Origin of the sequence: Brevibacillus reuszeri, assembly GCF_001187725.1 — a bacterium.
Taxonomy (GTDB): Bacteria; Bacillota; Bacilli; order Brevibacillales; family Brevibacillaceae; genus Brevibacillus; species Brevibacillus reuszeri.
The window spans coordinates 500695-523521 of the sequence record NZ_LGIQ01000011.1 but is presented as its reverse complement, the minus strand read 5'-3'; the positions used below and the strand labels follow the sequence as shown (position 1 = coordinate 523521).

At 48.5% G+C, this 22827-nt stretch carries 25 protein-coding genes; 18 read left to right on the top strand and 7 right to left on the bottom strand.

From position 1 onward, the window contains the following. The first annotated feature begins 12 nt into the window (after positions 1–12). A complete protein-coding gene (lipA, locus tag ADS79_RS27410; RefSeq protein WP_049741627.1) occupies positions 13–915 on the top strand; it encodes a lipoyl synthase in 903 nt (300 codons plus the stop codon). A 78-nt stretch (positions 916–993) separates the two neighbouring features. On the opposite strand, the gene ADS79_RS27405 is transcribed toward lipA, so the two are convergent. Beyond that, positions 994–2046 (bottom strand): YhcN/YlaJ family sporulation lipoprotein, encoded by a 1053-nt coding sequence (locus tag ADS79_RS27405; RefSeq protein ID WP_049741626.1) that lies wholly within the window; start codon positions 2044–2046, stop codon positions 994–996. Positions 2047–2170: 124 nt separating this feature from the next. On the opposite strand from ADS79_RS27405, the gene ADS79_RS27400 reads away from it, so the two are divergent. Next, on the top strand, positions 2171–2806 hold the full coding sequence (locus tag ADS79_RS27400) for a YutD family protein (protein WP_049741625.1): 636 nt from the start codon (positions 2171–2173) through the stop codon (positions 2804–2806). A 177-nt stretch (positions 2807–2983) separates the two neighbouring features. On the opposite strand, the gene ADS79_RS27395 is transcribed toward ADS79_RS27400, so the two are convergent. Beyond that, positions 2984–3310, bottom strand: a complete 327-nt coding sequence (locus tag ADS79_RS27395) for a hypothetical protein (RefSeq protein WP_049741624.1) — start codon at positions 3308–3310, stop codon at positions 2984–2986. Between the two features lie 238 nt (positions 3311–3548). On the opposite strand from ADS79_RS27395, the gene ADS79_RS27390 reads away from it, so the two are divergent. The 7 genes from ADS79_RS27390 to ADS79_RS35085 all read left to right on the top strand — a co-directional run bounded on the left by ADS79_RS27390 (position 3549) and on the right by ADS79_RS35085 (position 10704). Then, a complete protein-coding gene (locus ADS79_RS27390; RefSeq protein WP_236700154.1) occupies positions 3549–4319 on the top strand; it encodes an IclR family transcriptional regulator in 771 nt (256 codons plus the stop codon). Between the two features lie 34 nt (positions 4320–4353). After that, on the top strand, positions 4354–5988 hold the full coding sequence (locus ADS79_RS27385) for an ABC transporter substrate-binding protein (protein WP_049741622.1): 1635 nt from the start codon (positions 4354–4356) through the stop codon (positions 5986–5988). A gap of 67 nt (positions 5989–6055) precedes the next feature. After that, the gene (nikB, locus tag ADS79_RS27380) at positions 6056–7006 is read left to right on the top strand and encodes a nickel ABC transporter permease (protein ID WP_049741621.1); all 951 of its coding nucleotides are present in this window, start codon (positions 6056–6058) and stop codon (positions 7004–7006) included. A gap of 5 nt (positions 7007–7011) precedes the next feature. Further along, entirely contained in the window at positions 7012–7875 is an 864-nt protein-coding gene (locus ADS79_RS27375; protein WP_084766095.1) for an ABC transporter permease, read from the top strand. A gap of 33 nt (positions 7876–7908) precedes the next feature. Next, positions 7909–8733 carry a creatininase family protein gene (locus ADS79_RS27370; RefSeq protein WP_049741619.1) on the top strand — a complete coding sequence of 275 codons (825 nt, stop codon included), beginning with the start codon at positions 7909–7911 and terminating at the stop codon, positions 8731–8733. A 15-nt stretch (positions 8734–8748) separates the two neighbouring features. Then, positions 8749–9741, top strand: a complete 993-nt coding sequence (locus ADS79_RS35090; protein ID WP_049741618.1) for an ABC transporter ATP-binding protein — start codon at positions 8749–8751, stop codon at positions 9739–9741. A gap of 3 nt (positions 9742–9744) precedes the next feature. Further along, on the top strand, positions 9745–10704 hold the full coding sequence (locus ADS79_RS35085; protein WP_049741617.1) for an ABC transporter ATP-binding protein: 960 nt from the start codon (positions 9745–9747) through the stop codon (positions 10702–10704). Positions 10705–10798: 94 nt separating this feature from the next. On the opposite strand, the gene ADS79_RS27355 is transcribed toward ADS79_RS35085, so the two are convergent. Both ADS79_RS27355 and glpX read right to left on the bottom strand, forming a co-directional pair. Then, the gene (locus ADS79_RS27355) at positions 10799–11068 is read right to left on the bottom strand and encodes a DUF3055 domain-containing protein (RefSeq protein ID WP_049741616.1); all 270 of its coding nucleotides are present in this window, start codon (positions 11066–11068) and stop codon (positions 10799–10801) included. 10 nt (positions 11069–11078) lie between these two features. Next, entirely contained in the window at positions 11079–12053 is a 975-nt protein-coding gene (gene glpX / locus ADS79_RS27350; RefSeq protein WP_049741615.1) for a class II fructose-bisphosphatase, read from the bottom strand. A 302-nt stretch (positions 12054–12355) separates the two neighbouring features. Here glpX and ADS79_RS27340 point away from each other — a divergent pair, with 302 nt between their 5' ends. The 3 genes from ADS79_RS27340 (at position 12356) to ADS79_RS27330 (ending at position 14448) form a co-directional block, all read left to right on the top strand. Then, positions 12356–12790 (top strand): DUF86 domain-containing protein, encoded by a 435-nt coding sequence (locus tag ADS79_RS27340; protein WP_049741613.1) that lies wholly within the window; start codon positions 12356–12358, stop codon positions 12788–12790. A gap of 96 nt (positions 12791–12886) precedes the next feature. Then, positions 12887–13516 (top strand): helix-turn-helix transcriptional regulator, encoded by a 630-nt coding sequence (locus ADS79_RS27335; RefSeq protein ID WP_049741612.1) that lies wholly within the window; start codon positions 12887–12889, stop codon positions 13514–13516. Between the two features lie 152 nt (positions 13517–13668). After that, positions 13669–14448, top strand: a complete 780-nt coding sequence (locus tag ADS79_RS27330) for a TIGR01457 family HAD-type hydrolase (protein WP_049741611.1) — start codon at positions 13669–13671, stop codon at positions 14446–14448. Here the strand turns inward: ADS79_RS27330 and ADS79_RS27325 are convergent. Beyond that, entirely contained in the window at positions 14431–14952 is a 522-nt protein-coding gene (locus tag ADS79_RS27325) for a phosphatidylglycerophosphatase A family protein (protein ID WP_049741610.1), read from the bottom strand. The genes ADS79_RS27330 and ADS79_RS27325 overlap by 18 nt on opposite strands. Before the next feature lie 154 nt (positions 14953–15106). Here ADS79_RS27325 and ADS79_RS27320 point away from each other — a divergent pair, with 154 nt between their 5' ends. Genes ADS79_RS27320 through ADS79_RS27310 form a run of 3 tightly spaced genes read left to right on the top strand, consistent with a single transcriptional unit; the run spans position 15107 to position 18025 of the window. Continuing rightward, complete coding sequence (locus ADS79_RS27320) at positions 15107–16189, top strand: protein kinase family protein (protein ID WP_049741609.1); 1083 nt, start codon at positions 15107–15109, stop codon at positions 16187–16189. Then, a complete protein-coding gene (locus tag ADS79_RS27315; protein WP_049741608.1) occupies positions 16149–17108 on the top strand; it encodes a 2-hydroxyacid dehydrogenase in 960 nt (319 codons plus the stop codon). Before ADS79_RS27320 ends, ADS79_RS27315 begins: the two co-directional genes overlap by 41 nt. Then, positions 17105–18025 (top strand): alpha/beta hydrolase, encoded by a 921-nt coding sequence (locus ADS79_RS27310; RefSeq protein ID WP_049741607.1) that lies wholly within the window; start codon positions 17105–17107, stop codon positions 18023–18025. The genes ADS79_RS27315 and ADS79_RS27310 overlap by 4 nt, the downstream gene beginning before the upstream one ends. Positions 18026–18089: 64 nt before the next feature. On the opposite strand, the gene ADS79_RS27305 is transcribed toward ADS79_RS27310, so the two are convergent. Continuing rightward, a complete protein-coding gene (locus tag ADS79_RS27305; RefSeq protein WP_049741606.1) occupies positions 18090–18317 on the bottom strand; it encodes a NifU family protein in 228 nt (75 codons plus the stop codon). A gap of 188 nt (positions 18318–18505) precedes the next feature. On the opposite strand from ADS79_RS27305, the gene ADS79_RS27300 reads away from it, so the two are divergent. Genes ADS79_RS27300 through ADS79_RS27290 form a run of 3 tightly spaced genes read left to right on the top strand, consistent with a single transcriptional unit; the run spans position 18506 to position 20948 of the window. Then, positions 18506–19429 carry a PLP-dependent cysteine synthase family protein gene (locus tag ADS79_RS27300; RefSeq protein WP_049741605.1) on the top strand — a complete coding sequence of 308 codons (924 nt, stop codon included), beginning with the start codon at positions 18506–18508 and terminating at the stop codon, positions 19427–19429. A gap of 1 nt (position 19430) precedes the next feature. Beyond that, positions 19431–20564 carry a bifunctional cystathionine gamma-lyase/homocysteine desulfhydrase gene (locus tag ADS79_RS27295; RefSeq protein ID WP_049741604.1) on the top strand — a complete coding sequence of 378 codons (1134 nt, stop codon included), beginning with the start codon at positions 19431–19433 and terminating at the stop codon, positions 20562–20564. A gap of 48 nt (positions 20565–20612) precedes the next feature. Further along, a complete protein-coding gene (locus ADS79_RS27290; protein ID WP_049741603.1) occupies positions 20613–20948 on the top strand; it encodes a YuzD family protein in 336 nt (111 codons plus the stop codon). Positions 20949–21078: 130 nt separating this feature from the next. Here ADS79_RS27290 and ADS79_RS27285 read toward each other — a convergent pair whose 3' ends face one another. Continuing rightward, on the bottom strand, positions 21079–22821 hold the full coding sequence (locus ADS79_RS27285) for a helix-turn-helix transcriptional regulator (protein ID WP_236700121.1): 1743 nt from the start codon (positions 22819–22821) through the stop codon (positions 21079–21081). Between the last annotated feature and the right edge of the window lie 6 nt (positions 22822–22827).

Here is a 22827-nt window from a genome sequence, read left to right as displayed (position 1 = left end):
GGAGTGGGCCCCATGACGCAAAGAAAGCCGGAGTGGCTCAAGATTAACCTAGTATCAGGATCGGAATTAGCCAGCTTTAAAGAGCTGAAACAGACCATGCGCAGTAAAACGCTGCATACGGTTTGTGAGGAAGCCAAATGCCCTAATATTCATGAATGCTGGGCCAGTGGTACGGCAACCTTTATGATATTGGGTGATATATGTACCCGCGCCTGTAGGTTCTGTGCGGTAAAAACCGGACTTCCTACGGAGCTTGACGTAGCAGAGCCGGAACGTGTGGCAGAAGCAGCAGAACAAATGCGCTTGAAGCACGTCGTTGTGACCTCTGTTGCACGTGATGACTTGGCAGATGGAGGCGCCCAGATTTTTGCAGAGACGATCAAAGCGATCCGCCGCAGGCTGCCGTTTGCTTCTGTTGAAGTGCTCATTCCTGATTTTATGGGGAATTGGGATGCACTTAAAGTGGTAATGGATGCGCGTCCGGATGTGCTCAATCATAATATTGAGGCTGTCCGTCGTCTGTCTGACCGCGTACGTGCACGTGCCAAATACGACCGTACGCTCGAACTATTGAAAAAGGCAAAGGAATTCCAGCCTCAAATCCCGACAAAGTCCAGCTTGATGATCGGTGTCGGAGAGACGATTGAGGAGATTATGGAGACGATGAACGATTTGCGCTCCGTTGACGTCAATATCATGACGATCGGGCAATACCTGCAACCGACGAAGAAGCATTTGAAGGTAGAAAATTTCTACCATCCGGATGAATTTGCCCGGTTGAAAGAGGAAGGTATGAAGCGTGGATTCAGCCACGTGGAAGCAGGTCCGCTTGTTCGCAGTTCGTATCATGCTCATGAACAAGCCAGCGCTGCCAAAGAAACCATCGCAAAAGAAAACATTGCACAAGCACAATAACAAAGGAAAATAATGGGAACCCCCACCTGCGGCTGATTGCACGCAGGCGGGGGTTGCTGTTTACCTTGGAAAAAGGTGCTAGCGGCTGGTTGTACCCATATGGGTTTTCGTGCTCTTAGAGGGGTGCGTGACATGACTCTTTGTACGTGCTTGCTCGCCATCCGTCATACCGCCCATGCGCTTGATCAAAGCGTCAATGCTTGCGGTATCTTCTGTACGTGCAGAATGCACATTGCTCGAACGACTGGCAACACGCGAGATCTCCTGAATGTCATTATGGTTGTCGGTCACGTATACTTTGTAGTAGCGTGGTGACACCGACATGGCATTCATTTTGGCTTGATGCTTGGCAGTACGGGCATCTCCACCCTGAGTGTTCAGACCAACGAAGATTTCTTCATCGGTTACGAGCACAGTGGATCGTTGAACTCCGGGGCAGCTTGCCGTCACATTTCCGACTGCTTGAGCCAATGCATCACGGTCTACATACACATGGTTCGCGCTAGCAGTATGCAGCTGCTGACGATTGGTTTGGACGTAGCCCATCTTAGGTGCACTAGTTTGCATGACACCTGCTCCACCACGGTTCCAGGCATGCTTCTGATAAACGGAATGCCTTGTCCCGGTTGTTCCTGGGACAGTGCTGAGGGTGCCGGTTGTGCCAGTGCCTGTGATACCAGTACCTCTCATACCAGTGCCCGTGATACCAGTACCTGTGGTGCCAGTACCTGCGGTGCCGGTGCCATCAGGAAAGGCATGATAGGGACGCATGCCATTCGTGTACGTGTTGTAATTGTTGACATGTGGATACATGCCATCTTTTACACCAGGTGCACTGCTGATTCCGATACCATTTCGTACGTGAAGCCCGTCATAGGCTCCCGTGCGGACTCCGTCTACGCTTGTCTGGTGCATGCCGTTGTAACTTCTGGTGTGAATACCATCGAAGTCTGTGCGGCGCGTTCCGTCATAGTTACGGACGTGCAAGCCATCAAAGTTGGTAACGTGAGGAGCTGCCTGGTTCGTCGTCGCCTTGTTTGGATGCGTGTAGTTGGGCGCAGCGTTGTTCGCACAAGCAGAAGCCAAGAGCGCAATACCAGCGATAGCAGGATACAACCATGTCTTTTTCAATGATAACACCCCCTACACGATAGAATGTCCAGGGAAGTGCAGCTGTTTTCGTGGGAAATTTATCGCATGTTTCATGAAATATGGTAAGATGGACGTAGTTTACATGTGTTAGGAGGAAGCGGTCTTGATTCGCACGCAAGCCGGTACTTATGAAGTCATGGAAGAAAATCGCGACGGCTGGAATCCGGAAGCATTCAAGGAGCGCTACAGCGATATCCTCGACAAATACGACTACATCGTAGGCGATTGGGGATACGGTCAGCTTCGTCTGCGTGGATTTTATACAGACGTCAATCGCAAAGTACCGTTCGAGCAGCGAATCGCCGCTTTGGATGAGTACTTGCACGAGTTCTGCAATTTTGGTTGTCCATACTTTGTTTTACGCAAAGTGAAATCCGCTACGGGTTCCGATGACAGCGAGATGATGCAGGATGACTCGGGGAATGATCTGATTATCGACATAAGGCAGGACATAACACGCGAGGATGGCTCCCATACAAATGGAGAGAGAAAAGAACGCAAGCGATTCCATCCCCGTCAGAACAAGCCTGATCGCTCGGATAAAAATAATAGTTCAAATGATCGTTCTGGCCAAGGACGAAACGAACGGTCAGACAAGCCCAAATTCAACAAAGAGAAATCTGATAAAAATGGCAGGGACGCTGGCAAGGATCGTCGTCCACAGTCCAATCAGATGCGTCCCAATCGTGAGCGTGACAAGGTTCCAACAGGACCCAACTCACAGAAGCGTGATTCTTGATTCGTAAAAACCATGTTTTGTATAGAAGCGAGCCCTCTTAGTCGGGGCTCGTTTTGCTTTCATTAAAATGGCTGCTTCCACCATAAAAAAAGCATTCAGACCGCTATGGGTTTGAATGCTTGGTTTTATGGTGATTTAGACTATCTATTGGTGTCTGAGCTTTTTCGGTCAGCGACTTTACCAACCACCAAAGCCGCCGCCTCCACCACCCCAGCCACCACCGCCGCCTCGTACCCAAGGGCTCCACGGGTTCCACTGATTCCACTGATTCCATTGATTCCACTGGTTCCACTGATTCGCCCCGCACGTGTTGCAATTGTTCCAGCCGCCGCCCCAGAATGGTGGCTGGAGGGGAATGACGATCGGGAAAAATACGTCAGGGCCCCGACGTCCACGGAACAGTACAGGGTGCGCTTGGTCCTCGGGAATGTATTGGTAGTCTTGTTCTGCCAGTGGCTGCTGGGTTGAGGCGTATTGCTGCTGATCATATGCATAAGGTTGCATCGTGCAATTGCACTCCTCTCGTTGTCTGTCTGTGCAGTAGCAGTATACGAGGCATTCGCCTGTATGGAGCATTGTCCGGCAGGAAATGGGCTGTAAGTCCAGAGATTTACTAAAATCATTCGCAAAAAAATATAATTGTAATCATTTGAATATTTTGCTTTAATGATTAACGTAGGTTTATTTAAAAAATGAAAATGCGTTTCCGTCTAGCGGAAACAAATAAGAGGGTGATTATGTGATGGATGTAACTTCTAAAGTTAGAGCTGTAGACAGGGCATTCGATATTATTGAGTCATTTACTTTCAAGGAGCCAGAATTAACCTTATTAGAAATATCCCAACGAACCGGATTGGCTCTGGCAACGACTCACCGTTCGATTCAAACCATGATAAAAAGGGGGTATATCGAGCAGGATCCGATTTCGGGTAAGTTGCGATTAGGGATGCAGTTTGTAAAGCTGGGTGGAATCGTAATTCAGAGAATCGATCTTACGCGAATCGCCGCACCGTTTCTCCAAGAGTTATCTAAAAAGACGGAGCAGAATGTCAATATGAGCATTTATGACAAAGGGGAAGCCCTATGTATTGTAAATATTGAATCATTTCATAACTTCCAATATGGGATTAAGGTGGGACAAAGGCTGCCTATTTACGCAGGAGCCTTATCTAAAGTAATTTTGGCTCATTTGCCTAACCAAGAGCTGATTACCCTGTTGTCAAACAAATTAGAATCATTTACGCCACTTACCATTTCTCAAGAAATGAGACTGAGAGAAGAAGTCGAGGAAATTCAAAAGCGTGGCTATGCGCGGTCAAGCGGAGAACTGGCTCTGGGGGTTGCAGCGCTTGCTGCCCCGATCTACAACTATGAGAACAAAATGGTTGCTGGCATTGCGATATCCGGGCCAGAGCATTATTTTGCAGATGAGAAAGTGAACAATTTTGTGGTTGAACTTTTGGAAACGGCAACGAAGATATCCAAAGAATTGGGCTTTAATCAAGTCATATAACTGCACTTTTAGACAAAAATGGAGGAGGATACGTATGGCGAAAGTAGTAGGAATTCCAAAGAAAATAGGGTTAATACTCGTAGTCTTCTTATTGATTCTGACAACCGGGTGTGGGCAAAATCAGCAGCAATCGAGTCAGAACCAATCAAGTCAAAACCAGCCGGGTCAAACACCAGAGTCGAATACCAAAAGCACTGAACCAAAGACAGGTGGGGTTCTCACTGTTGGCATGGGCGCGGATTTAACCAAGCTAGACTTACACACCTCAACCGTTTTGTCCGATCGGATTCCGTTGTTACATGTACAAGAAATGCTTGTAACTATTGACGAAAATATGGCGATCATCCCTATGTTGGCCAAGGAGTGGAAAGAGGACAAGGAAGCTAAAACGGTAACCTTTACGCTGAGACAAGGGGTGACCTTTCACAACAAGAAAGAACTGAAGGCGGAAGACGTAAAATACTCGCTAGATCGTTTTCGTACAGAAGCACCGCGAAAAGCTGAGTTCTCCATGGTGAAGTCCATCGACACACCCGATGACTACACCGTTGTCTTCCACTTGGATGGCGCTTCTGATGTGTTTTTGGGATCGTTGGTCAATCCGTTCAATCCGGCGGTTATTATGCCAAAAGGACTGGCTGAAGAACAAGCTGGAAAGGTGACTACACCAATCGGTACAGGTCCATTCATGTTTGAAAAGTGGGATCAAGGCAAAGAACTGGTGCTAAAGCGTTTTCCTGACTACAAGCCAGGTGAGGGAAGCATGTCCGGTTTTGGAGGACAAAAAAAGGCCTATCTGGATGAAGTGGTTTTCAAACCGATTAGTGACCCAACAGTTAGGATGACGGCATTGGAAACAAGGGAAATCGATATTGCTATCGACGTTCTCCCCAAGGATGCTCAGTATATCAAAGACAAGCCGGGCCTGGTGATGGCACAGACGCCTTCTTTGAACTGGGGAATGCTTCAGTTTGGGATGAAAAAGCCTCCTTTTGACAATCCGAAGATGCGCGAAGCAGTCGCCTACGCTATCAATAAGCAGGAAATCGTTGATATTGCCACATGGGGTATGGGTGAAGTCGCTCCTTCTCCTGTTTTCCCGAGCACCTGGTGGTATTCCGATGCTCATGCAAATGACATCAAGCAGGATGTCGAGAAAGCGAAGCAACTGGTTAAGGAAGCAGGTTACAACGGTGAACCGATTAAAATTGCGACAAGCAAAGCCTACGACCACCATGAAAAAACAGCAATCGTCCTGCAAAAGCAATTAAAAGACATCGGGTTGAATGTTGAAGTGGAAGTTTTTGAGTGGGCATCGTTCGTTTCCGGGCCGTGGACAACCGGTGATTATCATTTGTTAAATGGGCATATCACACCTCGCCCAGATCCAAATCAAATTTACTACGCGTACCTGCATAGCGGATCCAGCTACAATGGCTACAACAGCCCAGAGATGGACAAGCTCTTGGATTCAGGGATTTCCACAACTGAAAAAGAGAAACGCAAGGAGATTTACGGACAGGTGCAAGAGCTGTTGAGGAAAGATTTACCATTCGAGTCCCTTTACTACTATCCAGTGATTGAGGCACATCAATCTTATGTAAAAGGGTATAACGCCTGGAGTGCCGGTTATCCGAGATTGTGGAATGTGTGGTTGGACAAACAGTAATCCAAATTGGTAAGCATGATGGGTTGTTATGCTTACCTTCCGTAAAATGGATGGGAGGTGGGGAGTCATGGCTTCATATGTTGTCAGGCGATTACTGTCATTGATTCCGGTGCTATTGGTAGTTTCCATCGTCGTATTCCTTTTGATTCATCTCATACCTGGTGATCCGGCAGCGGTGATGCTTGGAGCTCAGGCAACCCCCGAGCAACTCGCACAATTACAAGAAAAAATGGGCTTGAATGAGCCATTGGCATCCCAATTTTATCATTGGATTGTGCATGTCTTGCAAGGGGATATGGGACAGTCACTTGTTTCGGACAAAGATGTAAACACCCTGATTAGTGAACGCATGCCAGCTACGATTGCACTCACGGTCTACGCGTTGGTCATTTCGCTCATTCTCGCTATTCCGCTCGGGATCATCTCGGCAGTGAAACAAAATACGGTATGGGACTACTCGTCGATGGTAGTTGCCCTTGTGGGGATTTCCGTTCCGAATTTTTGGGCGGCTCTGCTCTTAATCATTGTCTTTTCCCTGCATCTAGGCTGGTTTCCGTCTACTGGCTATGTTGCCCTGCTGGACAACATTTGGCTTCACTTGAAACATCTTACTCTGCCTGCTCTTTCACTCGGCTTTATTCAAGCAGGAGTCGTGACCAGAATGACTCGTTCCAGCATGCTCGATGTACTGCGCCAAGATTATATCCGGACGATTCGGGCAAAGGGTGGAACCTCTTGGCACGTTATTTTTAGACATGGACTGAAAAATGCGATGATTCCCATTATTACGATCATTGGCCTGAATTTTGGACTGCTGCTTGGGGGAACAGTCGTCGTAGAAACGATTTTTAGTATCCCGGGTATTGGAAGTCTCGTTGTCAATTCTGTCTTCAATCGGGACTATCCGGTGATTCAAGGAGTCATTCTCTATATCGCGCTGATTTATGTACTGATTAATTTGGTGGTTGACCTGCTGTACGCCTACTTCGACCCGAAAATCGATTACAGCAAAGGGTGAATGGAATGAAAACAGAAAGCATCGCCACAAAGGGGCAGATAGCAACTTTTCTACTCAAATTTTCACGCAGAAAAATGGGGATGGCTGGGCTGGTGATCGTGTTTTTCGTCCTCGTGATATCGCTGTCTGCTCCACTCATAGCTCCTTATCATCCGACTGACGACTCTGATTTCACCAATAGAATTGCAGCTCCCAGCGAGAAGCATATTTTTGGAACAGACGAATATGGTCGTGATGTCTTTAGCAGGATTCTGTACGGAGCGAGGATTTCTACGATCATTTCACTCGGAGCCATCCTAATCTCATCGGTTGCGGGGACGATCATCGGATTGATCTCGGGTTATTACGGGCGCTGGATTGACAGTCTGCTGATGAGGATTGTCGACGGGATCATGTCGTTTCCCCCTATTTTGTTTGCCATTGCCTTGATGGCGGCATTAGGCTCTAACGTCGTGAATATCATCATTGCCTTGTCTATCATCTATACGCCACTGTTCGCACGTTTGATTCGGGGCTGTGTGTTGTCGATCAAAGAAAAAGAGTACATTCAGGCGATCAAGGTAGTGGGTGGCTCTGACCTGCGTTTGATGCTGAAGCATATTTTGCCAAATTGTATGTCACCGTTATTGATTCAAGTCACCACATACTTTGCCTACGCGATCCTTGCAGAAGCTGCGCTGAGCTTTATTGGCCTCGGTGTCCCACAGCCTGAACCGAGCTGGGGAAATGTTTTATATGATGGCAGACAATTCATGAGGGAAGCTCCGTGGATTTCGATTTTCCCAGGTGTTGCGATTGCTGTGACTGTCCTCGGGCTGAATTTGCTTGGAGACGGACTGCGAGATTACCTAGACCCGCGGATGAAGTAGCGAAAATACGAAAGCGAGTAGGAGAGGAAAGAAATGAACGTAGATAAATATTTGTTTGGTGAAATGACTTGGCCGGAAATCAAGCAGGCCGTAATGGAAAAAAGAGTAGCAGTCATACCGGTGGCGATGATTGAGGAGCACGGGCATCATTTGCCTGTTGATACTGATTTGTTGCTGGCAAATGAAGTCTGTGTTCGCGCGGGGGCTAAAATTCCTGACGAGGTGGTCGTCATTCCTGCGATCAACCACGGCTACGCTCCTCATCAGATGGATTTTCCCGGCGTCATCTCGATTTCCAGTGATACTTTCATCAGCTACGTGGTTGATGTATGCAACAGCTTGGCGCATCAAGGCTTTGAACGAATTCTGTTAATGAACGGCCACGGAAGCAATGTCTCCTTGCTACAAGTAGCTGCTCGTCAGACTAATCTGGAGTATCCGAATGTACTATGTGCTTCTGTCTCACACTGGGATTTTCAACCGGTTATTGAATGTGCGGAGCAGGTGCGGGAATCGGAAAATCCAGGCGGGATGAATCATGCCTGTGAACTGGAGACATCCATGTACTTGGCTATACGTGAGGATCTCGTGCAAATGGATAAAGCGGTTAGAGATTTGGATAAATACAAGAACTCCAAGTATTTCTGGCTTGACCTGGTTGGCAAGGGGGAAGGGCGTCCGGTGATTACGATGCCGTATTGGAGCACGATCTCAGAAACGGGGACGCTCGGTGATCCGACCAAATCGACGAGAGCAAAGGGTGAACAGCTTCTGAACGCAGCGGTAGATGGACTGGTCGAATTTGTCCGCATTTTCAAAAATCGTGAGCACCTTCCGCGGATCAATCATCATCTATGAGAGGGAGAAAAGCGCATGAGTGACAAACTGTTGGAAGTAAAGCAGTTGCGGATTTCCTTTCAAACGGAAACGGGTACTGCAAACGTGGTAAATGGAATTGATTTGACTGTCTATCCCAAGGAAACCTTGGGGATTGTTGGTGAAAGCGGCTGTGGGAAAAGCGTCACTTCCTTGGCCATCATGGGGCTGATTCCCACACCTCCAGGTAAAGTGCAAGAGGGTGAAATATGGTTTAATGGATGCAATTTGTTAGCGCAGAAGAAAGGAGCCCTGCGTAAAATCAGGGGTAATGAGATTTCGATGATCTTTCAGGAGCCGATGAGCTCCCTAGATCCGGCTTTTACCATTGGTAGCCAAATTACCGAGGCAATTACGTTTCATGAAAAGGCGAGTGCGGCAGAGGTAAAAAGCCGTTCTATCGAGTTACTGAGGTTGGTAGGGATTCCAAACCCGGAGCAACGATATAAAGAGTACCCGCATCAAATTTCCGGAGGGATGAGGCAGCGGGTCATGATCGCGATTGCCCTCGCTTGCACCCCGAAATTACTGATTGCTGACGAACCTACAACAGCTTTGGATGTAACGGTCCAAGCGCAAATTCTAGAGCTGATGAACGATATCCGGGAGCGATTACATACAGCTATCCTTTTGATTACACACGATTTGGGTGTCGTGGCGGAGATGTGTGATCGGGTGGTCGTCATGTATGCGGGTGAAATCGTGGAAGAAGCAACGACTGAGCTGCTTTTTGATCGGACAGCCCATCCGTACACAGAAGGCTTACTCAACTCCATGCCTAAATTAGATGGCCCCAAAACCAGACTGACTTCGATCGAAGGAAACGTTCCGTCCCCGACGGAAATGCCGACTGGCTGCCGCTTCTGCCCGCGCTGTTCCTATGCTACAGAAATATGTTGGGAAGCGTCTCCACAGCTAGTAGAGATCGAAGTGGGTCACAAGGTAAGATGCTGGTATGCCAAGGACATCTTGCAACAAAAGGGGAGATAAAGGATGATTCAAAGCCCGGTGCTGGAATTGCATGAGGTCAAAAAACACTTCCCGATCAAAAAAGGCGTCTTCATGAAGCAAGTGGGAAGTGTGAAAGCGGTGGACGGAGTTAGTCTCTCTGTTTTCCCACAGGAGACACTAGGGCTAGTAGGCGAAAGCGGATGCGGAAAAAGCACTTTGGGACGAATGATCGTTCAATTGCTGGCCCCGACAGAAGGGCAAATCAAGTTTGGTGGTAAGGATATAAAGGACATGGCAGGAAGTACCGAATTCAAGAAAAATGTGCAAATGATTTTTCAAGACCCCTACTCGTCTTTGAATCCGCGTCAAAAGGTAGGCAATATATTGAGTGAGCCGTTTTCCATTCACGGGGAGCTAACCCAGCAGGAGCGCAGGGAACGCGTGCTGTATTTGCTTGATCGAGTAGGCCTGACACCAGCACATGCGGACCGATACCCCCATGAGTTCAGTGGCGGACAGCGACAACGGATTGGAATTGCCAGGGCATTAGCCTTGAATCCGAGACTGGTGGTCTGTGATGAGCCTGTTGCTGCTCTAGACGTATCCATCCAATCTCAAATTATTAATCTGCTGGAAGATTTGCAGGCAGAATTCAATATGTCCTATTTGTTCATTGCGCATGATCTGGGGGTCGTCCGACATATCAGCAAGCGGATTGGGGTGATGTATTTGGGTAACATCGTTGAAACGGCTGAAGCAGACGAGCTGTTTGCCAATCCGAAGCACCCGTATACACAAGCTTTGCTGTCGTCGATCCCGGCACAGCATCCGAAGCTCAAACGAAGAAAAATCGTGCTGAAAGGAGATCCTCCAAGTCCGACGAATCCGCCTACGGGCTGTAAATTCCATACTCGTTGCCCGTTTGCGGAGGCAAAATGCAAAGAGGTGGCTCCCCCGCTCCAAGGTCCTTCCAATCATCTTGTCGCCTGCCATATGGCATAAAAGATCGCAAAAATGCCCGTCCGGCCTAGGGCCTATTGAGACGGGCTTTTTTTAGGATAGATATTGGAGTGTTTGCTTGCTTCTGTCGAGCGCTCTAAATTACGGTTTCCAGAAAAGACTTTAATTCTTCGGCTTCCTGTTCATTCAAGTTAAAGGCGAACTCCAGATAGCCTTCTTCCTCCAAATCATCGTGACCGATAATCGCAGAGCGACCATTTTGAATGTTGATGACCAATTTTTTGCCATAGAAGCGGTTTGTTGTGGTAATCGCCAAATCAAAACGTGTCGATTCCGCCATAAAGCTTACGAATCGGGTTTTTGTGTCTTCCGGCTCGTCATACAAATAAAACAAATCGTGCGCCATATACTTCCCTCTACTTCCATAAAAGATTAGGTTTGTGTTCTACGTTGTGCAAGGCACGGACAAAGCGAATGGTCTTTGTTTGCGCACGCATGACAATGGAGTGAGTTTCGACCATGTCATCTCCCAAATAACGCACGCCTTGGAGCAGCTCGCCATCAGATACGCCAGTTGCGGCAAAAATTGCGTCGTCTCCTTTTACGAGGTCATCCAGAGTCAGCAGCTGCTCAGGATTTGTCAGGCCCATTTTGATGCAGCGCTCTCGTTCCTGGTCGTTTTGAGGCTTGAGCTGCGCCTGCATGTCACCACCGAGGCATTTAATCGCGGCCGCACTGATGACTCCTTCTGGCGCTCCACCGATTCCGAGGAACAGGTCAATCCCGGTATGAGGCAGACAGGCTGCAATCGCTGCCCCTACATCCCCGTCTCCAAACAGCTTGACACGTGCTCCTTTTTCACGAATCGTATCAATAATCTCATGATGACGATCCCGTTCCTGAATAATAACGGTTACGTCCTGAATACGCTTGTTGTTCGCCTCAGCGACTACTTCTATCATTTTATCCACGGGATCGAAAAGGTTGATTTTTCCTGCTGCACGTTTTCCTACGGCCATTTTCATCATGTACATATCCGGGGCATGCAAGAGAGTGCCACGATCACCGATGGCAATTACCGACATGGCATTGTTATGACCCTTTGCGACAATGGTAGTACCTTCAAGCGGGTCGACCGCGACATCTACCTCGGGGCCGTCAGCTTCGGGGCTGCCGAGCTTTTCACCTATATAGAGCATCGGGGCTTCATCCAACTCACCCTCCCCGATTACGACAGTACCTCTCATGTTGATCGTGTCAAACATGGCGCGCATGGCGCTTGTAGCTGCCCCGTCCGCTTCGTTTTTCTTTCCTCGTCCCATCCAATGAGAAGAAGCGAGTGCAGCCATCTCTGTAACTCGTACGATTTCTAGTGCAAGTTCGCGTTCCACAGCCTGAGTCCTCCCTTCATGCTGGCAAAAAATTCACTTATGTAAGGTGCAAATCCGCGAATGCGCGGTCGCTTATCCTAAAAGAAAGCCTCGACAGAGGTAACCATATTGTAACATAAAGTACAAGCTGTCGCGTTGGCACGTACAAATTTGGTATACTGTTGGATGAAAAGAGGTGAGTCCCGTGAACAATTCCTATTTGCAGGAAGGGGAATTGGTGCTTCTCGTCCTAGTGCTAACTTTTGTGTTTACCATTTATTACGCAAAGCGCAAAGCAAAAAAGCGAAAATAAGGAGAATTCCATGTACGACGTGAATACAAAGCGAATCGACCAAGTTTTGGCGCATATGAATCGTATGCTAGATCTATTGGAAAAGCTGGGGGAACGGGGAGCGGAAGCGGTTTTGACGGATGAAGTTGCTGCCCTCGCGATGGAGCGAGCCCTGCACTTGTCCATCGAAGGGATCATTGACGTGGGAAACGCGTTGATTGACGGCTTTATCATGCGTGACCCAGGCAGCTACAGCGATGTGGTAGAAATTATGCGAGATGAACAGGTAATTACAGATGAAGAGGCAGTCACGCTTACTCGCTTAACCGAGTTCCGCAAGCATCTGGTGAACGAATATACAAGTGTTCCGACTGCAGAAATGTTTGCCCTGGCGACAGATGCCACACCTGCACTCAGACAATTTGATCCGCGTGTTCGGGCATTTTTGGAAAAGGAACTTTTCTAGAAAAATGAGGCAGCGGATTTTTTATACAAAATGCTATCATTTGTTTACTAAAGCGTTCCGATCCGCTACAATAGGGAGAAAGGACGGTGATTACGTATGACAAACGAAGGAACGTCCACTCGTGACCAAATCCTACACATGCTCAAGGTGAAAGGCTCGCTCTCTGTCAGCGACATGGCCGTCGAGCTGGGGATTACGGAAATGGCTGTAAGACGCCACCTGAATACCCTGGAAAGGGATAATTTGATCAAGTCCACGCTTGTTCGCCAAGCCATGGGACGCCCAACCAATGTATACTCCTTGTCGCAGGAAGCAGATGAACTGTTTCCGCGCAATTATTCTCATTTGACGCTCGACTTTTTGCAGGATCTGAAAGAAATGGACGGTCTTGGAAAGGTAGAAATGCTGTTTCGCCGCCGTGAGAATCGCTTGGAGGAAGCCTACGGCGCTCAAATACAGGGCAGCCTGGAAGAACGTGTAGCCAAGCTGGCTGAGCTGCAAAATGAAAAAGGCTATATGGTGGAATGGGAAAAGGAAGCCGAGGGAGAAGGCTATCGGATACAGGAATTTAACTGTCCGATCTCTCAAGTTGCCCGCGAATTCAATCAGGCCTGCAGCTGTGAGCTGTCGTTGTTCCGCAGAGTATTGAAAGCGGACGTAGAGCAGACCTCTTGTATGGCAAAAGGCGGAGAAAAATGCGTCTTTGCAATCAAGGAAGCGAAATAACGATACAGTCAGCGTAAAATCACTCTGGGAACATATCTGGGGTGATTTTTTTATTTCAAGGCTGCGAGCATCGTTACTCAAAATCGTTTACACTATCAGCGTAAGACTAGAACAAGTAGAGAAACGTCTCAAGCAATGGAGGAGTGGATCACATGAAACAGTACAAAGGCTATTTGCTTGATTTGGATGGAACCATTTATCGGGGAAAGACTGCGATACCTGGGGCTGCTGAATTCGTTCGCCATTTGAAAGAGCGTGAAATCCCGTTTTTGTATCTGACTAACAATTCCGCTGCCGCACCAGAGGTTGTGGCACAGCGCCTAAGAGCGATGGGAATCGAGGCAGAGGCAAGCGATGTATATACCTCCAGCATGGCTACTGCCCACTACCTTTCGGAGCGGGCAGAACAAGGAACCGGAGTTTATATGATCGGAGAAGAGGGTCTGCACGAACAGCTGGTTCAAGCGGGCTTTCTAATCACAGATGAAGCACCACAGTACGTTGTCGTGGGTATCGATCGTTCGTTTACGTATGAAAAGCTGGTTGTTGCGGCAAGAGCAATACGAGCAGGAGCAGTCTTCATCGCTACGAATGCCGATGCCGCCTTGCCAACGGATGGGGGGCTGTATCCAGGCAATGGTTCGCTGGTAGCGGCGGTTTCTGTCGCATCAGCAACCAAGCCCATCGTCATTGGCAAACCAGAACCCATCATTGTTCGCTACGCCTTGGAAAGGCTGGGTACGGACCTTCAGGAGACATTGATTGTGGGAGATAATTTGTCTACGGATATCGAAGCGGGAGCCAATACCGGACTCGACAGCCTGCTGGTGCTGACTGGGTATTCCAAACGTGAGAACGCCGCAAATCATCGTGTACAGCCTATCTACATTGCTGAGGATTTGATGGACTGGCTGTCACGACTGTCCCTCTAGGCATTCTTCCTGCTGTTTTTGACGATGAGCAATCCGGCTGGAGGCGGCAGCAGCGATGGCTCCGACCAGATCGTCCAGAAACGTATGGACACCGGCGCTTTTGTCGTTCAAATCTTTTAGCTTGCCGTGCTTCAGCTTGTCCACGTAGCCAAAATTCGTAAAACCGATACTGCCGTACAAATTGACGATGGCGAGTGCCAGAACTTCATCCACTCCATAGAGTGGCTCATCCGTTTCAATTATCGTTTGAAGCGGCGGCAGCAGTTTCTTTTGTTCCGCGAAAATGTCGAGCTGAATGCCGGTGAGAAGGGCATTTTGTACCTCTCGCTTTTTCAGCACAGCTGTCACACTATCGAGACATAGCTCCATCGTTAAATCAGGAACGTAGGTTATTTGCAGAAACATGACGATTTCAGCGATATCATCCAAAGTGACGCCACGTTGATTCAAAAGCTCAATGACAACCTCCAGGCATGAATCGCTATTTAATGGGTGCTCGCTCACTTATTTTTCCTCCTATCCGACCGGGGCATACAGATGCTCCTAGACCTGTATCTATTAGGAATGAACCTTAGTATTTGCAACCGCATAGGCACCTATCCCGATCCTGCAACATACAATGGGCCATGAGAAGGTGTGCTTTAGGAGGTTGGTTGAAATGGAGGAAAAAGACCTTTTGCAGGAGCAATACGGATTCCTCGTTCAGGGGTACCGTGCAACGGGCGCAAGTAAGGTACTGGAAACGGATCAGGGCTTGTACTATATGTATGAAGTGCCTGCGGGGTACAAAAATAAGAACAAGTTTATTGAAAAAGTCCGGAATCATCTCAATCAACAGCAAGACATCCGAATGCTCAAGCTCGTAAAGACAGTCGGCGGTCAGCCGCATTTTATTTCTGATGAGCAGATGTACTATGTGTACCGGGGGGTACGTGAAGGGGATCAGGAAAACCCGCACTTTGCCCAAGGGCAGTCTTTGGCGCAGTTTCATCAGGCAACCAGCGCATTTACAAGCGACAAGCTGTTTATGCCTTACAGCTCGCTTGGCAACTGGCCAAGTATGTGGCGGAGGAAGCTGAGACACTACAACGAATATCGGGATGAGCTCGATGAGGCAAGTGCAGAGCTGACCCCAATGGATGAGTTCTTATTGACCTGCTATACGTATGTGTATCAGCTTGGAGAAGTCGCCGTCCAATACTTGCAAGCTGCGGAGTATGATAAAGTCGTGAAAGAGACGGCAGGACTTGGAAAAGTAGCCTACCAAAATTTTGACCAAGGGTATATGCTATGGAATGAGAAGGATACGCGGCTTATTGGGGGAGAATGGAACTGGGTTCTCGATATGCGAGCACGAGACGTCGGTCAGTGGATAAAGGCTGAGACCAAACGCGACGGGTGGAATGACGAGAATGTGGCCAGCTTTATTGATGGATACAACGGTGTCTCTCCATTGCTTACAGGTGAATATGCCGTTATTTACGGGCTTTTGCTGTATCCGGGTCGCTTCCTCAGGCTCGTGGAAGCCTACAAAGAGCTGCCTGTCGAAGAACGGCAAGAAGTAAACGTTGAGGCATGGCAAAAGCAATTGGAAGACGAGCTTGCGAGTATGGAAGTGGCTCTCAGGAAATATCCCCTTCTGATTTCCCAGCAATATGGCGTATCCATTCCACAAATTGACTGGTTGTGGAGGCAAAATGATGAAGAAGCCACAAGTATTCGTTACGAGGAAGCTGACTGATGAAGTAGTTGCGATGCTGGAAACAGTGGCAACTGTCGATATGTGGACACCTGATTATCCCATTCCGCGCGATTTGCTGCTAGAGCGGACCAGGCATGCACATGCTGTGTTGGCGATGCTGACCGAGCGTATTGACGAGGAATTGCTGACTCGAGCACAACAATTGCGAATCGTCGCCAATATGGCTGTCGGTTATGACAATATTGATTTGGCCGCGTGTAAAAAACACGGTGTCGTGGTGACGAATACACCAGATGTACTGACGGAAGCCACTGCCGATCTGGCGTTTGCTTTATTGATGGCAACAGGGAGACGATTGACAGAAGCGAATCGCTTCTTGTTGAACGGGGAGTGGACCTCGTGGAGCCCTATGCTTTTGGCGGGGCAAAATATATTTGGAACAACGCTTGGGATTATCGGAATGGGCAGGATCGGTGAGGCAGTTGCCAGCCGGGCAAAAGGCTTTGGAATGCGAATCCTGTATCACAATCGAAACCGCAAGCACAAAGCGGAAGAAGAGACAGGTGCACATTGGGCAGAGCTTGCGGCGCTATTGCAAGAGTCTGATTATGTGCTTTTGCTGACGCCTCTTACTGAGGAAACACGCCATTTGATGGGAGAAAGAGAATTCTCCTTGATGAAGGAAACGGCTGTTTTTATCAATGTTTCGCGTGGCGGGACGGTAGATGAAGCAGCACTCTATAATGCTTTGGTGGAAAAAAGGATTTGGGCAGCGGGATTAGATGTCTTTCAGGTGGAGCCAGTTTCGCTTGATAACCCGCTGCTGCGTTTGCCAAATGTTGTGGCACTACCGCATATTGGCAGTGCGACACTCCAGACTCGCTTGGATATGGCAAGACTGGCAGCTGCAAACATCGTCGCGGTGTTGAACGGCAAGGAGCCGCTTACTGCGCTATGAGTGTGGTTCTCGCAATCGCACTCGGGCTTTTGTTGTTGGGCATGATCGTGGGCGTTGCAGTGGCATTACGAGTGACGTGGAGACTGACACATCCGATACGGAAGCCGATTAACATGGAGCCGACTGAATTTGGAATCAGCTATGCCGAGACGATCCGATTTACGAGTCGTGAGCAGGATATCACGCTGGCTGGATGGTACATGTCTGCCGAAAAGAACGGATTTCCTTCAAATGGAAGTACGCTCCTGTTTGCTCATGGGTACAGTCAAAACAGACTGGAGCCGCATTTGCCGGCACTGGCCTTGGCGTCAAGGCTAATTCAGTCAGGTTTTGATGTGTTAATGTTTGATTTCCGCAATGCCGGTGAATCAAGTGACGCGCTGACGACGATAGGTCTGCGCGAGCAGCAGGACCTTTTGGGGGCCATTGATTATGCTGCTGCTGTGCAGCCTGACAAGAAGCTGGGACTGGTCGGATTTTCGATGGGGGCTGCTACGGCGCTCATGGTTGGGGGAGTCGATTCGCGGATTCAAGCGGTGGTAGCTGATTCTCCTTTTTATTCGCTGCAGGAGTACTTGGAAGAAAATTTGCCGCAATGGACGGGCCTGCCTCGTTTTCCGTTCAACTGGTTCATTTTGACCTTCAGTCCGCTTTTACTGGGGGCAAATCCTCGCCATGTAAAGCCGTATCAGGCGGTCAAAGAAGCAGATAAGCCAATCCTTTTCATCCATGGGACAAAGGATACGACGATTCCCACAGTCAACAGTGAACGCTTGCTTCGCTTAGCCAAGGACAAGGATTCCGGGCTGTGGCTCGTACCAGATGCAGGGCACGTCCGTAGCTATGCCTTGGTACCGGAAGAGTATGCGGAGAGGGTCATCTCTTTTCTGGAAAAAACGATGCGCCGAACCATCTAGCCATCTGTAGACGAAAAAAGCAGCTACGCCGTTAGCTCGTAGCTGCTTTCAAGTCCGTCCTGGTTTAGAATACTTGTTGTACTTCTTTGATGCCTGGGATTTCTTCAACCAGGGCACGCTCAATCCCAGCTTTCAGGGTAATTGTGGAGGAAGGGCAGCTACCGCAAGCACCCATCAGGCGCAGCTTCACGATACCTTCTTCTACGTCAACGAGTTGCACGTCTCCACCATCACGTTGCAGGTAAGGGCGCAGTTTATCGAGAACTTCTTGTACTTGATCCATAATATCCATCTTTCATTCACTCCTTTCCAACCTCTCCTTTATTATAATCATAGACGAATGATAAATCCATGGCTTACATGCCCTGTTGACACTTTCAAACCATGAATATGCCCCGGATGCACCCTGCATGGACTTTTTAGGATAGCTGCATGTTATAATGAGAGGGCAAGTACTTCAACATAAGGAGTCGTATTTACGTGAATGTATTTCGCAATGTGAAAGAACTGATCGGCAATACGCCAATCGTAGAAATTACACAGTTTGAGCTTCCAGCGGGTGTCCGTTTATTCGCGAAATTGGAATATTTTAACCCGGGCGGAAGCGTCAAGGACAGACTGGGCTTGGAACTGATCCGCGCAGCAGAGGAAAGCGGGCAGCTTTTGCCAGGTGGCACAATTATTGAACCAACAGCAGGAAATACAGGTATCGGTGTTGCACTAGCCGCTGTAGGAACTGGCTATAAAGTCATTTTTTGCGTACCAGCCAAGTTTTCCGAGGAAAAACAAGAGCTGATGCGAGCTCTCGGGGCAGAAGTCGTCAATACGCCGACTGAGCTCGGAATTAAAGGGGCAATTGCAAAAGCGCAAGAGCTGGCCGCGTCTATTCCTGGCTCTTTTGTACCACAGCAATTTGCCAATCCTGCGAATCCTGACGCACATTACAAAACGACCGGTCCTGAAATTTGGAAACAAATGGATGGCGTGGTGCAGGTCTTCGTAGCAGGAGCAGGCTCCGGAGGTACATTCATGGGGGTTGCCCGGTATTTGAAGGAGCAAAATTCTGCAATCAAAACAGTGATTGTAGAACCAGAAGGCTCGATCTTAAACGGAGGAGAGTCCGGTCCTCACAAAACCGAAGGCATCGGCATGGAGTTTTTACCTCCTTTTATGGATACCAGTTATTTCGATGCGATTCACACCATCCTGGATGTGGAATCATTCGATCTGGTGAAGCAGCTTGCAGCCAAAGAAGGGATGCTCGTCGGAAGCTCAGCAGGAGCAGCGATGGCAGCTGCCTTGCGGGAAGCTAAAGAAGCGGCACCAGGAACAAACATCGTTGTTCTGTTTGCAGATAGTAGTGAACGCTATTTGAGCAAAAAAATCTACCAAGGAGGTATGTAAAATGCGTATTAAAACTCGATTAATCCATGGTGGTATTGAGGGAGATCCACATACAGGGGCAGTTTCCGTTCCGATTTATCAAGTGAGCACATACAAACAGGAAGCGATTGGCGTCCACAAAGGCTTTGAATATTCCCGTACAGGCAACCCGACTCGTCACGCTCTGGAAACGTACATTGCGGAGATCGAGGGCGGTGCACGTGGCTTTGCCTTTGGTTCCGGTATGGCGGCTCTTTCCACCATTCTTTCCCTGTTTAACAAAGGGGACCATCTGGTTGTCGGCGATGACGTATACGGCGGAACCTTCCGCGTTGTTACTCGCGTCTTTTCCCGCTTGGGTCTGGAAGCGACTTATGTAGACACCAGCAATCTGGAAGCAGTGGAAGCAGCGATTCGCCCGGAAACAAAGGCAATCATTATGGAAACTCCGACAAACCCGCTATTGAAAGTAAGCGACATTGCCGCGTTAGCTGATGTTGCCAAAGCAAAAAATGTGCTGCTGGTTGTAGACAATACCTTCATGACTCCCTATTGGCAAAACCCGCTCGATCTCGGTGCAGACATCGTGTTCCACAGCGCTACCAAATATTTGGGTGGACACAGTGACGTCGTTGCAGGTCTGGTAGTGGCGAAGGATGCAAAGGTAGGCGAGGATTTGCATTTCGTGCAAAATGCAATCGGAGGCGTACTTGGACCACAAGATTCCTGGCTATTGCTTCGCGGAATGAAAACACTGGGAATTCGTATGGAAGAGCATGAGCAAAATGCGCGCACATTGGCAAAATGGTTGTCTGAGCGCAGTGATATCAAGCGTGTTCTCTACCCTGGCTTGGAAAGTCATTCTGGTCATGAGCTGATCAAGAAACAAGCGCGTGGCTTCGGCGGCATGATTTCCTTTGATGTAGGAAGTGCTGAGCGTGCCGATGAGGTTTTGTCGAAAGTGAAGTATTACACACTGGCAGAATCGTTGGGAGCTGTTGAGAGCCTGATTAGCGTACCGGCACGTATGACACATGCGTCGATTCCGGTTGAGCGCCGAGCTGAGCTGGGAATTACTGAGGGTCTGGTACGTATTTCCGTAGGGATTGAGGATGTTCAAGACCTGATTGAAGATCTGGAGCAAGCTCTGTCCTAAAATCATAGAAAAAGAGAACGATAATGGAATCGAGAGGGGGCGGATCGTATGAGCGTGGAAATCAAAGTCTTCGGGACTGAGCAGTTGTGCGCGAGCTGCGTCAATCTCCCGTCAGCAAAAGAAACGGCTGAGTGGCTGGAGGCCGCCATTTCGCGTAAGTATGGAAGCGACAGCATCCGCATCGTTTACAGCGACTTTCAACAGCCGCAGACAGACGATGACAAAAGCTGGGCAACCCGCATTATTGAGGAAGATTTGTGGTATCCGCTTGTCGTAATTTCCGGGGAAATTGTCGGTGAGGGAAATCCGAAGCTGAAGGATATTTATGGAAAGCTGGAGAGCATGGGCTTGCAGCCGATTGCTGAATCCGTAGAAAAGGAATAAATAGCTGTCGAAAAGCTGAGATAGCTTGTTTAGAGAAACGACCAGATGATACACGTCTGGTCGTTTTTGAGTGCATGGAAATGTCCTGAAACAGGTCAGTGGAGGTTATCGCCAGCGATGCCTTGTTCGTCTAAGAGACCAGGCCTTCCTCACGAGCCTTCCTCACCGCGTCCTCACGGTTATTTACACCCAACTTGGCGTAAATCATCGACGTGCAATTGCGAACCGTTCCCTCCGAAAGAAAGATTTTGTCGGCAATCGTTTTGATGCGAAGCCCTTCCATTAAGGATGCCAAAATTCCCCGCTCACGCTCCGTCAAGCCGTAAGGGCAAACGCGCCCTCGCATTTTACGCAATCCATCCAATTCTGCCTGCTGCTCTTGCATCTCTTGGAAAAGGGCATCTGCAATCGTCTGGGTAATCAACATCTCACCTTGGTAGACCATTCTGATCGCCTCTACTAACTCAACAGGGGAAACAGATTTCAATAAGTAACTGTTGGCACCGTTCTTGAGCGTATCGGCGGCCTGCGAAGCCTCTTCGATTGAGGTTACCATGATGACACGTATGGAAGGCCATTGTTCACGTATCGCTCGCAGCGTACTCTGTCCATCTAAACCAGGCATTCGGATGTCCAGCAGCACCACATCAGGTTTCTCGGCAGGAATCATATCGATCGCTTCCTGCCCGGTTCCAGCGAGCCCGACGACATGCATGTCCTGCTGTTGTTGTAAGATCAGTTGTAAGCTTTCTCTTATGATCGGCTGATCGTCAACGAGAAGTATTCGAATGGTTTTTTCTTGTGGCAAAACTGTCTGATGAGGAAGGCTACAAATCACAGCTATCCCTCCTTCATCCAGACAATGAAGGGATAGCTGTCCATGAAGGGCTTCAAGTCGCTCTTTCATTGATTGCAGCCCGAACCCAAATTCAATATCTTTATTTCCACTCCCGTTATCTTCAACCTGCATTCTGATTTGGTTTTTTTCAAAGTACAGTCCCACTTGAATGAGGGAAGCCCCGCCATGCCGCACAGCATTGGTCAGCGCTTCCTGCAAGCAGCGATATAGCGGCAGTTTACGAGATCTACTTAATTCATACTCTTTGCCGTAGATACGCAATGTCACAACCACCCCCGTCGACTGCTGAAATTCTTCGATCAATTCGCGAAAGGAAGACTCCAAGGTCATAAGCGAGTCCCGAGTGGTTTGCGCCCAATTGTGGACGATCCCTCTCGTTTCATTCAATCCGCGGCGCGCCATATGAAGTAGCGTATCCAGACGATTCACTTCGGTACTCGGCAAATGAGGACGAAGTGTCTCCATGCCCATAATGAGCGATGTCATCGTGTGCCCAATGGTATCGTGCAGTTCTCTGGACAGCTTGTCTCTTTCTTCAAGCAGCGTGATTTGCTCCACTCGCCCCGCGTACTGCTCCAAAATTCGGTTCTGTTCCTTAATAATCAAGCTCTGCTTATGAGTCCGGCTTAATAATTGAAAGGCGAAGCCGAAGCCGTACATTCCAAAATGGTACAAAAAGGCTTGAAAAGCGATATCATCGAAATCCAGACGAGCGGTATTCCAAGCGAGAAAAGGAATCAGAAGAATTGTAATAGGTCCAGTCCATCGGCATGTTCTTTCTGAGCTGTGGAAACCAACGACAAAGGCGATAACAATAAACTGCCACTGAGTCTCTTCGAAATAGTAGTTTAATGCGATGTAAAGGCTCCCGCTCAGTGCTATCTCAGCAATCAAATAAGCGATGGTGGAATAGCGGTAAAACCAGTAAGGAATAACGAATGCGAGTATCGAAACAATTATCGCCGCTTCAACGGGATACGGCAAAAGGGCGTGATATTTTATAATCCCAATCATAATGGT

Bases quoted from the DNA above. Each gene is read 5' to 3' on its own strand.
- lipA (WP_049741627.1), top strand. From the start codon at position 13: ATGACGCAAAGAAAGCCGGAGTGGCTCAAGATTAACCTAGTATCAGGA.
- ADS79_RS27395 (WP_049741624.1), bottom strand. From the start codon at position 3,310: ATGCAACCTTATGCATATGATCAGCAGCAATACGCCTCAACCCAGCAG.
- ADS79_RS27390 (WP_236700154.1), top strand. From the start codon at position 3,549: ATGGATGTAACTTCTAAAGTTAGAGCTGTAGACAGGGCATTCGATATT.
- ADS79_RS27385 (WP_049741622.1), top strand. From the start codon at position 4,354: ATGGCGAAAGTAGTAGGAATTCCAAAGAAAATAGGGTTAATACTCGTA.
- nikB (WP_049741621.1), top strand. From the start codon at position 6,056: ATGGCTTCATATGTTGTCAGGCGATTACTGTCATTGATTCCGGTGCTA.
- ADS79_RS27375 (WP_084766095.1), top strand. From the start codon at position 7,012: ATGAAAACAGAAAGCATCGCCACAAAGGGGCAGATAGCAACTTTTCTA.
- ADS79_RS27370 (WP_049741619.1), top strand. From the start codon at position 7,909: ATGAACGTAGATAAATATTTGTTTGGTGAAATGACTTGGCCGGAAATC.
- ADS79_RS35090 (WP_049741618.1), top strand. From the start codon at position 8,749: ATGAGTGACAAACTGTTGGAAGTAAAGCAGTTGCGGATTTCCTTTCAA.
- ADS79_RS35085 (WP_049741617.1), top strand. From the start codon at position 9,745: ATGATTCAAAGCCCGGTGCTGGAATTGCATGAGGTCAAAAAACACTTC.
- ADS79_RS27355 (WP_049741616.1), bottom strand. From the start codon at position 11,068: ATGGCGCACGATTTGTTTTATTTGTATGACGAGCCGGAAGACACAAAA.
- ADS79_RS27340 (WP_049741613.1), top strand. From the start codon at position 12,356: ATGTACGACGTGAATACAAAGCGAATCGACCAAGTTTTGGCGCATATG.
- ADS79_RS27335 (WP_049741612.1), top strand. From the start codon at position 12,887: ATGACAAACGAAGGAACGTCCACTCGTGACCAAATCCTACACATGCTC.
- ADS79_RS27330 (WP_049741611.1), top strand. From the start codon at position 13,669: ATGAAACAGTACAAAGGCTATTTGCTTGATTTGGATGGAACCATTTAT.
- ADS79_RS27320 (WP_049741609.1), top strand. From the start codon at position 15,107: ATGGAGGAAAAAGACCTTTTGCAGGAGCAATACGGATTCCTCGTTCAG.
- ADS79_RS27315 (WP_049741608.1), top strand. From the start codon at position 16,149: ATGAAGAAGCCACAAGTATTCGTTACGAGGAAGCTGACTGATGAAGTA.
- ADS79_RS27310 (WP_049741607.1), top strand. From the start codon at position 17,105: ATGAGTGTGGTTCTCGCAATCGCACTCGGGCTTTTGTTGTTGGGCATG.
- ADS79_RS27305 (WP_049741606.1), bottom strand. From the start codon at position 18,317: ATGGATATTATGGATCAAGTACAAGAAGTTCTCGATAAACTGCGCCCT.
- ADS79_RS27295 (WP_049741604.1), top strand. From the start codon at position 19,431: ATGCGTATTAAAACTCGATTAATCCATGGTGGTATTGAGGGAGATCCA.
- ADS79_RS27290 (WP_049741603.1), top strand. From the start codon at position 20,613: ATGAGCGTGGAAATCAAAGTCTTCGGGACTGAGCAGTTGTGCGCGAGC.
- ADS79_RS27285 (WP_236700121.1), bottom strand. From the start codon at position 22,821: ATGATTGGGATTATAAAATATCACGCCCTTTTGCCGTATCCCGTTGAA.